This is a genomic window from Marivita sp. NO-S04 (assembly GCF_059070475.1).
The window spans coordinates 88320-102343 of sequence record NZ_JBKAEE010000002.1; the positions used below are offsets into that span (position 1 = coordinate 88320).

The window sequence follows — 14024 nt, forward strand, 5'->3', positions numbered from 1 at the left end:
AGAGTCGAAAGCCCCCGGCGTCCCCGGGGGCTTTCTTTTTGGGGGTGGTTTGCATCCGCCCGGCGGGTTGGATAAGCATCCCGCGACGCATATTCCGACTTCAGAGAAAAGGACCACGCACATGGCCAAAGTGACCATTGACGGCAAGCAATACGACACCGAGGTGCTCTCGGATGAGGCAAAGACCCACATCCAAAACGTGCAGTATTGCGAACAGAAAATGGCGGACCTCAAGCGCGAGCTTGCAGTGGCCCAGACGGCCCGTAACGCCTATGCCCAGGCGCTCAAGAACGCGCTGCCCAAGGACGCGTAAGCGCATTCTTGCGGGCCGGACCTTATGTCCCGGCCCGACATACTGTATTTTCATCACTCTGTGCGAGGGTAGGCGATGCAGGTCAATTGCATCATTTGCACGTCTGGTGTATGGAATTCGACAATCAGACGGTTTTCGAGCAGATAGTATCGAAACCGATCAGCTTTAAGCCGAAAGGACGTTTGCGCATGAAAGCCACGTCACCCCTCAAACAAGCTTACGGACGGTTCAAGGCGATCATCCTTGCCACGGTGATCTTCAGTTTCTTTTCGAACCTCCTGATGTTTGTCGGGCCGCTTTACATGCTGCAGGTCTACGACCGCGTGCTGGCCAGCCGGAACGAATTCACCCTGCTGATGATCACCGGCATCGCGGTGGCTTTGCTGGTCACCTACGGGATTCTCGAATTCATCCGCTCCAAGATGCTCGTGCGGGCGGGGCTGGAGTTCGACGACATGTTGGCCAATCCGGCCTTCAACCGCGTGGTGCGCAAACAATTGCTTGCACCGAACTCGGGCGCGCATGCGACATTGCAGGATGTGGACCGGGTGCGCGAATTCATGACGGGGCAGGGGATCCTCGCGTTCTTTGACGCGCCTTGGGTTCCCTTGTTCCTGGCGCTGGTCTTTGCCTTCCATCCGTGGCTTGGTCTGGTGGCAACTGTCGGTGCCGTTGTCATCTTTGCTCTGGCGCTGGCAAACGAGTTCGCCACACGCGGTCTTCTGCAGGAGGCGGGCACAGCCAATGCCGGAGCAGCGCATTTCGTCAACACAACAGTGCAGAACGCCGAAGTGATCCGTGCGCTCGGCATGGAAAAGCCGCTGACCAACCGTTGGCTCAAGCAGCATGACACTGTGCTCAATGCGCAAGCCAAGGCTTCGGGCAGGGCAGGGGCCATCATGGCCTCGACCAAGTTTGTTCGCATGTCCCTGCAGATCGCCATTCTTGGCGTCGGTGCCTATCTGGCGATCCAGCAGCAGATCTCGCCCGGGATCATGATCGCCGCCTCCATCATCATGGGCCGTGCGCTGGCGCCTGTGGAACAGGCGGTGGGTCAGTGGAAACAATTTGTGGCTGCACGCCAATCGCACAGGCGACTGACCGAAATCTTCGAGGGGCTTGGCGACGAGGAACAGCGGATGCAGCTGCCCGCTCCCAAAGGCAATCTCGTGGTCCAGAACCTGATTGCCTCGGCTCCTGGTTCAAAAAAGCCGATCCTCAAGGGTATTTCCTTTGCGATCCCGCAGGGTGAAGTCCTCGCGGTCATTGGACCAAGCGGCTCGGGCAAGTCGACATTGGTGCGCCACCTTGTCGGGGCAATGCAGCCGCAATCGGGCGCCGTGCGCCTTGAAGGGGTCGAACTGCACCATTGGGATGCCGAGCAATTGGGCCGCTACATGGGCTACATGCCGCAGGACGTTAAGCTGTTCCGCGGTACAGTGTCAGAAAACATCTCGCGGTTCATCGAGGGGGTTGAAGACAAGGAAATTGTGGCAGCCGCCACTTTGTCTGGCGCACACGAGATGATCGCAACGTTGAGCGATGGTTATGACACTGATGTGGGGGATGGTGGCAATGGCCTGTCGGGTGGTCAGCGGCAGCGTGTTGGTCTGGCGCGTGCGGTGTTCCGGGAACCCAGCCTGATCGTGCTGGACGAGCCGAACTCCAATCTCGACGCCCATGGCGAACAGGCACTGGCGAACTGCATCCAGGAGATGAAGAAGCGCGGCAAGACCGTTATTCTGGTCACACACAAGGCGAACCTTCTGGCTCTATCGGACAAGGCGCTGATGCTGGTCAATGGTCAGGTTGAGAAGTTCGGCCCGACACGCGAGATCTTTGCGCAAGCTCAACAGCAGGCACAAGCCCAACAGGAGCAGCAAAAGAAAGAGGCAGTTTCTGCCGTGACGGCATCTCCGGCTGTCGTGAGCATGGTGGACAAGCCGCGCGCCTGATCCGCCTCTATCTGTAAGACGATTGCTCTTAAGGAGCTGATACGCCAATGGCCAATAAACCAAGTCCCAAACCAGTTGCTCTGGCGGGCTATGTTCTGATTTTTCTGACCTTCGGGGTTCTCGGAAGCTGGGCTGCTGTCGCCAAGCTCGACAGTGCTGTTGTTGCACCCGCGACGATATCGCTCGAAGGGAACCGTCGTGTCGTGCAGCATTTCGAGGGAGGGATCGTCGAGGAGATCCTCGTTTCCGAAGCAACGCGTGTTGATCAGGGGGATGTGCTGCTGCGTCTGAGTTCCGTCGAGGCGCAATCCAACCTTGACGTCCTGTCCACCCGTCTGGACGTGGCCCGCATGATAGAAGCGCGCCTTCTGGCCGAACGCAAGCTGGCCGAAGAGATTTCGTTTCCGGCAGATCTGGTTTCCCGCGAAAACCAGATTGTCGGCGCTGTTCAGGAAGACCAGCTTGATCTCTTTCGGGAGGGTCGTTCGATCCTGAAATCGCAGGAAGATATTCTGCGTGCGCGGATGGGTCAGATCGAGGTACAGATCGAAGGGTTGGAGTTACAGAAATCTGCCTTCCAGCGCCGCATCGAAAATTACACAGAAATGCTGGACCGGATGCGCGATGGGGAAAGTCGTGGTCTGATTCAAGGCAACGTGCTCAGCCAGCGCGAAGACGAGATGATCGAGATCGAGGCCAATCTGGGCCAGGTGATTTCGGATATTGCACAGGCTCGGGCCAGTATTGGGGAAACTGAGCTGCAGATCCTGCAGCTGACCCAGGAATACAGACAGCGCGCCAATACCGAGCTCGAGCAGATCCGTGCGGAGATCAGTGAATTGCAGGAGCGCCGCAAAGTGGCAGCTGACGTGCTCAATCGTACAGAAATTCGCGCTCCTGGGTCTGGCTCGATCCAGAATCTCAAGGTGCATACGGTCGGATCGGTTGTGCGCCCCGGTGATGTCTTGATGGAACTGGTTCCAGAGGATGAAGAGTTGGTCATCAATGCGCGTGTGTCGCCGATCGACAAGGACAATGTGGCGCCAGGTCTTTTGACCGAGGTTCGCTTCACTGCCTTCAAGACCAAGCTGACGCCGATCATGTTGGGTGAGGTCGAAAGCGTTTCTGGCGATGTGATCACGCCCGAAAACCCCAATGAACCGCCTTACTTTCTGGCGCGCGTAACTGTGGATGAGAATGACATCCCGGAAGAGATTCGGGACCGCATCACGGCAGGCATGCCTGCGGATGTGATCATCACCACTGGAGAACGTACCGTTGCGAATTTTATCGTCTCTCCCTTGATGGATGCGGTCCGCAAGAGCATGATCGAAGAGTGATCTATAAAGGGCAGAGTCCTCCTTTGCTTTTGATCCAATAAAAAAGACCGGCGCTCTTGTCAGAGCGTCGGTCTTTTTTATTCGGGTTTTTCCCGATGATCAGGCAATCATGTTGAACTGCTCGAAATCCGCCGCCAATCCGATAAAGGATATCGTGCGACCATCAGCTGCTTCCCACTGGATGTATTCTGTCTGACCGCCTGTTACGGCTGTCCGATCAATCATGATGACTTCATTCGCAAGTTCGATGAAGCCTATATCGCCGTCCTTCGCTTCGAGAAACTCAATCAGGCGCAGAGCCAAGGTGTCAAATTCTCTGACACTTGTGGTCCGTTCTATGGCGGGCGTTTCAATGAGTTCGAAAATGGCAAAGCCGTCGAATTCATTGATGTCAAAGCTGGCTTTGATGGTGGTTTGCCCAAGCTTGAACTCTTCCATGAGCGGCTGCCATGTTGGAGAGATTTTTGTAAGGAACTCTGGCAGGCTGTCCGGCTCACTTTTCAGGATGTGACCAGTGGACTCTGTTACAAACGAAAAGGCAACATCATTCTTACTCTCAGCTTTAATGATTGACGTCTCTTTGTCAGATGCTACGGATTTGTCTCGGACCATCACCGATGTAGGCGTCTTGGCTTTGAAAATTGTCGCTTCATCAATGACGTCAGCTGTGAGGTGAGCAAGATTCTCTTCAATGGGCATTGTCTGAGTGTCAGACTGGCCCGCGGATATCTTTGCCTGGTCTTGCAGACCATCCTGACCAATAAAGTCGGCTAGCATTGCCAACATGGTGTTGTCTTCTGGGCTGTTGTTCAGTGACCCGGTGTCAGCACTTCCCTTTTCGTTTTCTCCAAACTTGGAAAGGCCCAGCTCTTTGAGACCTTCAAGAACTTTGCGCTGATTGTCGAGCAAGACAGTTTCGGACATGAAGCCCATTGCGATTGCAATGGTGCTGAGACCGAGAGCAAAGGCATTGCTATGAGCTGCCAGGCCTTGTTGTTGCGAGCTGTCGCGAAATGCGGACTGGCCGCCTGTATCCACGGGGCCAAATGAGGCTTCTGAGCTTGTCTCCTTGCCCGAGTGATCAAATCCTGTTGAGAAGCTGTTAACATCCAAATCCATAAAGATGGCGTCTGTGCTGTCAAGCGACACCAGTCCGCCCAAATCCAGTAGGCTGTCCAGATCGGCCCCGGTTTCTTCGGGCGCCAAAAGCACCAGGTCTTCGGACGCAAGAAACAGGGTCCACACCAAGGCGGCCAGCATTGCTGATGGATGCAAACTCACCTTGCCACCGCGGTCCAAGCTGATCACGCGACGTTCCGTGTCTTCTCCGGACGCGCGAGCTGGAATGGCCTGATTGGTAAAATCCGCAATCAGATCATTGAAATTCATCCCACGCAGGGGCCGCAGCACATTGGGGCTGTCAAGCACATAGAGTCCATCGATCCGGCAGAGATGAATGAAGACTTCTCCACTGGGTTGGCAAAAGACAAACCACGGATCACCTTCGTCAGTGACGCCACGATCCGTTTCAACTGGTACATTGGCTGCATTGAGAAGCTGGCGCACACGGAAAAGGTTCGCCAATTCCTGATTGCTCCAATCCTTCTTGGGATCGGGGAAGAGGCTTGGCAGGGATGTGGTGACAAGACCACCCAAGCTGACGGCGCCATCCTCATTTACGTGGAAGGACAATGTCTGCGCTTCAGGGTTCAGGAAATGCTGCTCTGGAAGAGAATTTTCCTTTTGCGTGAATGATAGAATTTTCGCCATCTCAGAGCTGTCCCGATCCAACCTAATCGTGCATCTTTTTATACGTCAAATTACCAAACCTATCCAGACAACATGCAGTCCGTACAAAGCGCTAAGACGCGTCCACAAGGCAGCTGACGAAGTCAACCAGCATCTTCAAAAAGGATTTGGTAGGTCAGGGGCTCATAATAACGTAGAAGTTCTCGCACAAAGTTGCGTGGCTCCTGATCGAGAGCTTCAGCCCATTCGGCATAGCGATGCGACGGAATCTTGCCCCGGCCGTTCTCGAGCTGGGAGATGAACGTGTAGTAGTCGAGCGACAGACGGTCAGCGAGATCGCGCTGCGACAGCCCCTTGGCTTCGCGCAGTGATTTCAGCCAAAGACCCAAAGTCGCTCGCTGTTCCTTTGCCTCTTCAGGCGTTGATTTATGCAGCTCTGCAAGCATGGTTATACCCTTAATTGGCAGCTTCGGGTGTAAAACGTCCGCCCCTTCGAAACGAACACATCCAGTGATTCACTATACAGCAGGATTTTGCCGATGGCAAACGTCCTCGTGGCGGTGTGAAAGAATGTGATCCGGGGTGTCTGATCTTGGCAATTTCAAACTGTAATCTGCCAGATTTTGTTGAGCGAACGGATGTGGCGCCGATCTTCCTGTTGCGGTCGTTTCCGTGGAGCCGATTGCTGTCCTTGAGCTCGCGACAAGTCCGCATCTCTAGGTGCACCGGCATGACCTCTTTGGTGCATTTAGCCTCTTGAGTTTGGCAAACGTCAGGTAGGAGTTGTTGCGTGGCATGTCCAATGAGGGCATCAATCTGAGAGCCTCGCGGCTTGGACAGTCTTCAAAAGAGCTTCTTCACTCAAGGACGGACAAAGTCTGAGGAGGCGTGGCGTCCTAGCCGTTCTTTGCCAAAGAGGCGTAGTTTCAACCTGTCTCCGCGCTTGGAGCGAAAGACAACTGTCAGACCGGAATGTGGATCGAGCCCCAGCTCGTTTTGCCCTTTTGCCGCCAGACCGTCATGGCCACGGCGGAAATCTATCGGCTTCGTGGCGATCACGATTGGCAGCCGCTGTCCCGCGACAAAAATTGTCAAGAGACACCCAGTCTTACGAGCTAAGGCGACACCCAGTTTTACGAGGTGTCGCGCAACGGAACGGGCCCGGGAACGCGCGCTGACCCCCAAGAGTCAGAGCGCGCGCTCCCGGGCCCGTGGGCCGTTGGGCTGTGGGTTCACCCCTTCAGGGCGTCCTTGAGGTCGCGCAACCTATAGCTGCGTCCCTTAATGTTGAGAACGTGCGACCAGTGTAGCAGGCGGTCGAGGATGGCAGTTGCCAAGACCTCATCCCCGGCCAAGAGTTCGGTCCAGTCGCGGATGCTCTTGTTTGTCGTGATTACCATGGCGCCGCGGCCGTAGCGGTAGCTGACCAACCGGAAGAACAAGCTGGCGTCCTCGCGGTTCATCGGGTCGTAGCCCATCTCATCCACCAGCAGCAGCGCGCTGGACATATATTTCCGGCTTTTCAGTCGGGCTGGCGGAAGATGGGCATCCGCTCGCAGAACAGTCAGCAGTTCGTCAAAACGGAAATACTGCACCGAGAACCCGAGTTGGATCGCTCGGATGCCGAGGCCGCACAACAGATGCGACTTCCCCACGCCGGGCGGCCCCTGCATCAGGATCACCTCGGCGTTGCGAATCCACGCCCCAGTGGCCAAGGTGTCGATGCGCGACCGCTCGATCGCTGGCTGGAAAGCGAAGTCGAAGTTCTCCAGCGTTTGTCCGGTCGGGATCTTCGCCGACTTCAGCATCGTTCTGACGCGGCGCTCTTCCCTACCAGAGCGTTCGGCCTCGAGCAGGCGGTTCAGAAACATATGCGCCGGCATCCCCGCCTGGACCGCCTCGGCCAGCAACGCATCCAGTGCCTCTGCGGCGTAGCTCAGCCCCAGGGCGCCGAGAGTGTCGCGGGTGCCGTCGATGTCGAGCTTCACGCGCGGCCCGGTCATCGCGCGACCTCTGCAAGGCGCGCGTAGAGGTCGAGGGAGCGATGCTGAACGCCGCTGGCGGCGATCTCCTGCAGGCGCCGGCCATGCGACCCAACGGCATCGGGGCCTCGACGCGGTCAGTGCTCTCGCCCTCGTAGTGGGCCTCGTCCCGCACCAGCAGTTCGGCCGTGCCGCGGGCATGATCTGCGATCACGACCGTGTCCTTCAGCACCTGTACCCGTCCGGCGAGGCCGCGCACCTCCACCAACTGGCCGACAAACCGAAACGGCACGCTGTAGCGGCGACCTTCGAAGTTTACCATGCAGTCGATACCGACCGGTCGGTACACAACGACATCGAACGGATCCGGCATGGCAGCCGGCAATGGGGTCAGCAAGCAGCGCTCCTGCTCTCAAGCCTCCGCGATCGGCGTTCCGGTCATCGGGCAGCTCAGCTCGTGTGCTCGGTCCTCGAGACGGCTATCTGTTGCCGCCTGTAGCGCAGCAAGCTCGTCGAAATGCTCCTTTCGGGGATCGACAACCAAACGTAGATCCTGAGCGTGCCGTTCGACCTTGCCCTTGCCTTGCGGATGACGGGGCTGGCACGCATCGACGTGAAATCGCAGCTGGGTCGCGAAACGGCGATAGGTCTCGTTGATCTTGCCCCAGCTGCCGCCCCCGGTCGCGATCGCAGTCTTGACGTTGTCGATGCGCAGGACCGCCGGCACGCCGCCCAGACGCCGCAGGCATCCGATCTGGCAGGACTGCCACGACAGCATGTCCTTGCTTCTTGCCCAGACCACCGCCCGCTTACGGCTCCACGACAGCGTCACGATCAGCGCGACCAGGTCGACCTCTTCACGCCCGAGGGTCACGCCGGGGAATTCCACCCAGTCCACCTGGGCCTGCGCGCCCGGCGGTGTCTCGACCCGACGCCGCGCCCGGATCTTCGGTGCCGGATACGTGCGTTTCCAATACCGCTGTATAGACTTCAGGCTGCCGGTGTAGCCATGCTCCCGGCGGAGCCAGTCGTGCAGGACGGCAAGATTGATCCGGCCTCCAACCTGTTGCAACCGCCAGGCCTCAATCACATCCGCGAAGGCTGCTGCCTTCGGCATCTGCTTGCTCCGGTCGTCGACCACGGCGCGCTTCATGCGCTTGCGATGATACCGGACCGTCCCTTCACTCACCCCCAGCAGCCGCGCCACCGCGCTCTGGGAATGGCCTTGCTCTAGCAAAACCGACATTGCCGTTCGTTCCTCATCTCGAAGATGACCCATCGTCCTCCCCCGGCGACCAATGCCGGGAAATCGATCAAGCCAAGGCGAAACATCGTAAACCTAGATGTCGCCATACGAACGTTCTGACGTGTCGCGCTACAGGGGCACAATGTCATGATGCCGCGCGAGATCATTAACGCGCGCTCGAGACGAGAAACATCTATGCCTTCAAGCCATCGGGCCACCGTCGGTTTCCACGACCAGGCTCCACAACCTCGCATCGCCCAACAAATTCGCTGTCATCCGATATCTGCGCCTCAATCTCAGGTGACAAACAACTTCCAAAAATCATCCGGAACAGGACCCTCAACTCAATGGGACACAGGCGACGCGTGCAGTGCGTGTCGGCGAAATTCAGCCGGTATTCTGCGATTTATTGATTGAGTTCTTGTATCTGTGAGTGAACAGGGAAAACTTTTTCCACATAAAATATATAAAGATAATATTATATCATATTTTTATTTCTAATCAACCACTTTGCCATAACACGAAAATAAATGCACACCCCATCTCTTCAGGCATCAAAATATTTTTTCTCATTATATCAATGATTTAAAATTAAATTTGAGGAGGTATATAAAGCACTGTATATTTCTTCTTGTGGCGTTTCTATTCACCAATTAAACCCAAGCCCGGAGCTCTGCGACCGCAGAATTTGAATCGCATCCAGTGGAATTCATCTGGGGGGTTGGTTGTGGAGCTACACGCAATCGTTTTAGGGCGCGCCGCTGCGTCCCTGAACCTAAAAGGAAGCTACACTTATGGCGTTCAATCTAAGCGCATTGACTGCACAACAGCAGGCTGCGGCAATCTACATCGGTTACTATGATCGCGCACCGGATCCGTATGGTATGGACTTTTGGGAGGGCGCAGTCGCAAACCCGGTTGTTCCGCTTGTGGATATCGCAACCTATTTTGCGGCCCAGGAAGAAACATATGCAGTGCACCCGTTCTTCGTCGAGCCGTCGGCTGATGCTGCAAACGCGTTCATTTCCGAGCTGTACCTGAACCTGTTCAACCGTACGCCCGATGCGGCTGGTCTGAATTTCTGGAGCTCGGTTCTTCAGGGGTCGATCGCTGGCACAAACGCGTTCTCGGTTGGTGAAATCATCCTCGAGATCATTCAGGGTGCCCAGAACACTCTCGAAGGTCAGGACATCACGACGCTTCTGAACAAGATCGAAGTTGCAAACGCCTGGACGGCTCAAGCCATCGAGGTTGGCCTGACCGAGCCGAACTCCTATGGCGACAGCGAGATCGCACAGAACAGCGCTAAGTCGATCATCGACAACGTGACCTCCGCATCGTCCACCGTAGATGACGCCAAGACCGTGATCGTCTCCGCATTTGACGGGCTCTTCCCGGGCGTGACCGTCGATCTGACACCGAACGCCGACATCGTCGAACTGACCCGTGGCAGCGACACCGTGACCGGTGTGGTTCTCGAGCTCAGCATCGGCGATACCATCATCGACCCGTCGACAACCGACGCTGACGTGCTGAATGTCGAACTGATCGAGAACATCGCGTCCAACGTGACCGTCCAGAACATCGAGACCGTCGTGCTGAACGCATTGTCGGGCGAGCGTGAGATCCGTGTCACCAACTGGGACGGTGTGCAGACCTACCAGGTCATCGGCGAAGGTGACGTCATCCTCACCGACGTTCAGACAACCGAGCCGTCCTACGAGTTCAACGGCACCGTCGGCACCAACATCACTGTCGGCATCAACGATCTCGCGACAACCGGTCTCGCAGATGAAGTCGGCGTCGAGCTGTCCAATGGCGTTGCAGGCGGCACATTCACGCTGACACCGGCAACAACCGTTGAAACCATCCGCCTGATCTCGAACGGTACTGCCGAAAACGTCATCACCGATGTCGTCGGCGCTAACGTCCGTACCCTGATCATCGAAGGCGATGCGGCGATTGAAAACACGAACGCATTTGCAAGCACAATCACCACAATCGATGCGCGTTACGTGTCGACTGCAGACATCCACTCGGCTGGTGCAACGACAATCCTGACTGGTGCAGGCAACGACCTTGTCACACTGGACAGCGCTCTGACCAACAGCTCCGCCATCGTGATGGGCGCGGGGACTGACACCCTTCACCTCGGGAACTCCACCGGTGGTGCCCAGGCCGAGCTTCTTGGCATGGAATTCATCAAGACGCTCGATGGTGGCGCGACGAACATCGACATGGCAAAAGCAACAGCCACGCCAGAGTTCAACGTCGCTGGTGGCTCGACCGGCATTACGTTGTCGAACCTTATCAACGGCACATCGCTGCGCACATCCGACCTGTCCACAAGCGGCGACATCAACATCGGGTACCGCAACTCGGCGACAGACGCTGTCCTCGTGGTGGATCTGGCAACACAGCACAATGCGGCTGACGATGCGATCAGCTTCACAAACGTCTCCGACGTCACGCTGAACGTGCAGAACGGTCTCGGCGCTGCAAATGCAAACGGTGTCATCGTTGCTGGTAGCTCTGCTCCGACAGTGACGCTGGACGACACGTCGCTGAACGACGGCGTTGTGTCTGACGTTGTCAAATCGTTGACCATCAACAACGCTGGTGTTGCGACAAACGCAACGGATAACGTTGTCCTTGGTAACGTGGCGTCTTCCTCGCGTCTGGAAACGCTGAACCTCAACGCAACCGGTGCAGCCGTGACCGTTGGAACGATTGAAGAAGCAGAATCGCTCACAAGCCTGAACATCGACTCGACAGGTGGTGAAGTCACAGTTGGCGCCATCGGTGGCAACGCTGCGTCGACCGGTCTGTCCTCGATCAATGTGGCTGCAACCGAGGACGTGTTCCTGGGTGCCGTTGCTGCAAACAACGTTGGTGGTGTGACCAATGTCACGCTGGCCGCTGCAGATGGTGACATCTCTGGTCTCGTTCTGACCAACGATGCCGGCGACATCGACACGGTCACCCTGTCGGGTGGTGGTGCGATCGCAGCGACCTTCAACACTGTTCTGCTGGGCTCTGGCACTGCAGGCTACACGAAGGCCATCAACTCGACCAACACCGGCTCGACCAATCTGACCGTCAGCAACGCGAAAACAAGCGGTGCTGGTACTGTTGTTACCTTGGGTGACGGCTCCAACACGGTTACTCTGCTGTCCAGCATGAACGATGTTGTGACCGGTGGTGCAGGTGCGGATACCGTCTTTGTCGGTACCGGTGCGAATGGCAATTCCGGCACAAACACCATCAACCTGGGTGCAGGTTCGGGCGACGTTCTGAGCTTTGATCTGGCCGGCACGACAGAAGCGGCTGGTATCATCATCAACGTGGGTTCCGGCGATGCGTTCCTGAACGGCAAAGACGGAAGCAACGCAAACTCTGACGAGATTGTTGTTGCCAACACGGCCTACACACGCTCCAACGACGACGGCAATGTCGGCTCGGGCATGGTGACGAACTTCTCGAACGTGGAACGTTTCGTGGGTACGGACCAGGCAGACATCATGATCTCCGGTGCAACCGGTGCGAACATGAACGCTGCAGCGGGCGATGACGTCATCAATGGCGGCACAGGTAGCGATACCATCACCGGTGGTGAAGGTGTTGATACCATCACTGCAGGTGCAGGCGACGATACGATCAACTACACCTCGACGGCTGCTGATGCGAACGACCGCATCGACGGTGGAACAGGCGTTGACACGATTGCCGTCTCTGCGGGTTCTGCGATCGTGTTCAACACGGATGACTCGATCATCACGAACGTTGAAGTGATCACAGTCGGCAGCGGTGCCTCTGTCACGACCACAGGTCAGACCGACGGGTTCGTGTTTACAGCTGGTAGCGGCAACGAAACCATCACATCTGGCGCAGGCAACGACTCGGTTACTGCAGGTCTCGGCAATGACGTCATCCTGACGGGTGCCGGTGCTGACACAGTGGATGGTGGTGCAGGTACAGACACCATTTCGTTTGCTGACATCACCGCTGCGACATCGCATGGTCTGACACTGGCTGCTGGTGGTGCTGCCAATATCACAGGTGTTGGAGTCAACCTTTCTGGCGCAGCAATTGCTAATATTGTTATTGGTGGTGCTGCAGGTATCGGTCTTGGTGCTAGTGTAGCAGGTGCTGCAACTTCAACGGGGATCGGCGCTGGTACCGCTGGGTATCTTGCTGCTGCTGCAGACACCGGTTTCAACGCAATCGATACACTCAGCAACATTGAGACGGTAATCGGTTCGTCACTGAATGACTTCATTGCCTTGGGTGCTGGTGGTATGACAGCTACTGGTGGTGCTGGCACTGACGCTTTGATCGGTGGCAGTGGCAATGATACGCTGAATGCGGACTTCACTGACTTGGCAATTGCTGGTGGTGCCGGTACGGACACAGCGGTATTCGCAGCAGGCGGTACTATGGCTGTTAACGTCATGACCGGTGTCGAGAACGTGTCGCTTACTGCCGCTGGAACGTATAGCTTTGCTGCACATACACAGGCAGCGAGCTACACAACAGCGGACGTTGCAATCAACTTCACTGGTTCGGCAACAGCAGCAAACACGATCACGACCGGTAGTGCAGCGGACATCATTGCTGGTGGCGGCGTTGTAGATACGATCAATTCCGGCGACGGAAACGATAACATCACTGGTGCTTTGGGCAACGACGTCATCAATGGTGGTGCGGGCAACGACATCATTGACGGTGGTGCAGGTAGTGACACAATGACAGGTGGTACGGGCTCTGATCGGTTTGTGCTGACGGACTTTGCACTTGTTGCAGCTGCAGCTGCAGTTCCGACAGCTGGCGAAATCACTGCCGCTCTTGGTGCTGATCTTGATGTCATCACTGACTTCGAAGTGGGTGTTGACTCGCTTGATATCATCTCTGGTGCACCGGGCGCCATCGACCTCGCAGATGCGGCTGTGCAAACGAACTTTGGAGCGGCTATTACACGTTCGGACCTTGTAACGATTGAGTCTTTCTCGATCTCGGCAACTGGTGTCGTTACATTGTTTGACGAGGCAGCGGCGGTTGGAACAACAGAGGTGTTTGCAGAAACAGCTGAAGACATGCTGTTGATCGCTCGGGCTCTGCGGGATGACGGCCTCAACGTCGATGAAGTGTTCATCTTCAAGGTAGACGCTGATGGCAACGGTGTGGCTGAAAGCTCGTTTGTTGTGTCGGAAAACGCTACCAACGCCAACGTCCAGTACGTACAGCTGGTTGGTGTTGCAGCCGCTGATCTGTCGCTCACGCAGGTCGCTGGTGATATCCACCTGATCTAATGGCACATTCACCTCGTATTACCGTTCTGTACGGTGATCGGGAGAAGGCTCTCGAAACCCCCGCTCGCAAGGCGGGGGTTTTTTCGTGCCGGAACCGCTGGATCAGGGGGAAGGGTGTTCGACCAGCAGG

The 14024-nt window shown here is 56.5% G+C and carries 9 protein-coding genes and 2 pseudogenes; 4 read left to right on the forward strand and 7 right to left on the reverse strand.

Annotated features, from left to right (window positions below; genetic code table 11):
- Positions 1–121: 121 nt before the first annotated feature.
- From ACK3EW_RS22915 to ACK3EW_RS22925, 3 genes are all read left to right on the forward strand, one after another.
- Positions 122–313 carry a DUF6447 family protein gene (locus ACK3EW_RS22915; RefSeq protein WP_493809806.1) on the forward strand — a complete coding sequence of 64 codons (192 nt, stop codon included), beginning with the start codon at positions 122–124 and terminating at the stop codon, positions 311–313.
- 188 nt (positions 314–501) lie between these two features.
- Positions 502–2268 (forward strand): type I secretion system permease/ATPase, encoded by a 1767-nt coding sequence (locus tag ACK3EW_RS22920; protein WP_493809807.1) that lies wholly within the window; start codon positions 502–504, stop codon positions 2266–2268.
- A gap of 47 nt (positions 2269–2315) precedes the next feature.
- Positions 2316–3608, forward strand: a complete 1293-nt coding sequence (locus ACK3EW_RS22925) for an HlyD family type I secretion periplasmic adaptor subunit (protein ID WP_493809808.1) — start codon at positions 2316–2318, stop codon at positions 3606–3608.
- A gap of 99 nt (positions 3609–3707) precedes the next feature.
- Here ACK3EW_RS22925 and ACK3EW_RS22930 read toward each other — a convergent pair whose 3' ends face one another.
- From ACK3EW_RS22930 to ACK3EW_RS22960, 7 genes and pseudogenes are all read right to left on the reverse strand, one after another.
- Positions 3708–5378, reverse strand: coding sequence for a hypothetical protein (locus ACK3EW_RS22930; protein ID WP_493809809.1), 1671 nt, complete (start codon positions 5376–5378; stop codon positions 3708–3710).
- Positions 5379–5500: 122 nt separating this feature from the next.
- Positions 5501–5803 carry a helix-turn-helix domain-containing protein gene (locus ACK3EW_RS22935; protein ID WP_493809810.1) on the reverse strand — a complete coding sequence of 101 codons (303 nt, stop codon included), beginning with the start codon at positions 5801–5803 and terminating at the stop codon, positions 5501–5503.
- 415 nt (positions 5804–6218) lie between these two features.
- On the reverse strand, positions 6219–6416 hold the full coding sequence (gene tnpB, locus ACK3EW_RS22940; RefSeq protein ID WP_493809811.1) for an IS66 family insertion sequence element accessory protein TnpB: 198 nt from the start codon (positions 6414–6416) through the stop codon (positions 6219–6221).
- Positions 6417–6589: 173 nt separating this feature from the next.
- Positions 6590–7360, reverse strand: a complete 771-nt coding sequence (gene istB / locus ACK3EW_RS22945) for an IS21-like element helper ATPase IstB (RefSeq protein ID WP_493809812.1) — start codon at positions 7358–7360, stop codon at positions 6590–6592.
- A gap of 178 nt (positions 7361–7538) precedes the next feature.
- A pseudogene (locus ACK3EW_RS22950) lies at positions 7539–7712 on the reverse strand (Mu transposase domain-containing protein); the annotation flags it as partial.
- A 39-nt stretch (positions 7713–7751) separates the two neighbouring features.
- Complete coding sequence (gene istA, locus ACK3EW_RS22955; protein ID WP_493809813.1) at positions 7752–8618, reverse strand: IS21 family transposase; 867 nt, start codon at positions 8616–8618, stop codon at positions 7752–7754.
- Between the two features lie 102 nt (positions 8619–8720).
- Positions 8721–8910 (reverse strand): annotated as a pseudogene (locus tag ACK3EW_RS22960) (hypothetical protein); the annotation flags it as partial.
- Positions 8911–9379: 469 nt separating this feature from the next.
- Here ACK3EW_RS22960 and ACK3EW_RS22965 point away from each other — a divergent pair.
- A complete protein-coding gene (locus tag ACK3EW_RS22965) occupies positions 9380–13894 on the forward strand; it encodes a DUF4214 domain-containing protein (protein ID WP_493809814.1) in 4515 nt (1504 codons plus the stop codon).
- Positions 13895–14024 lie beyond the last annotated feature (130 nt).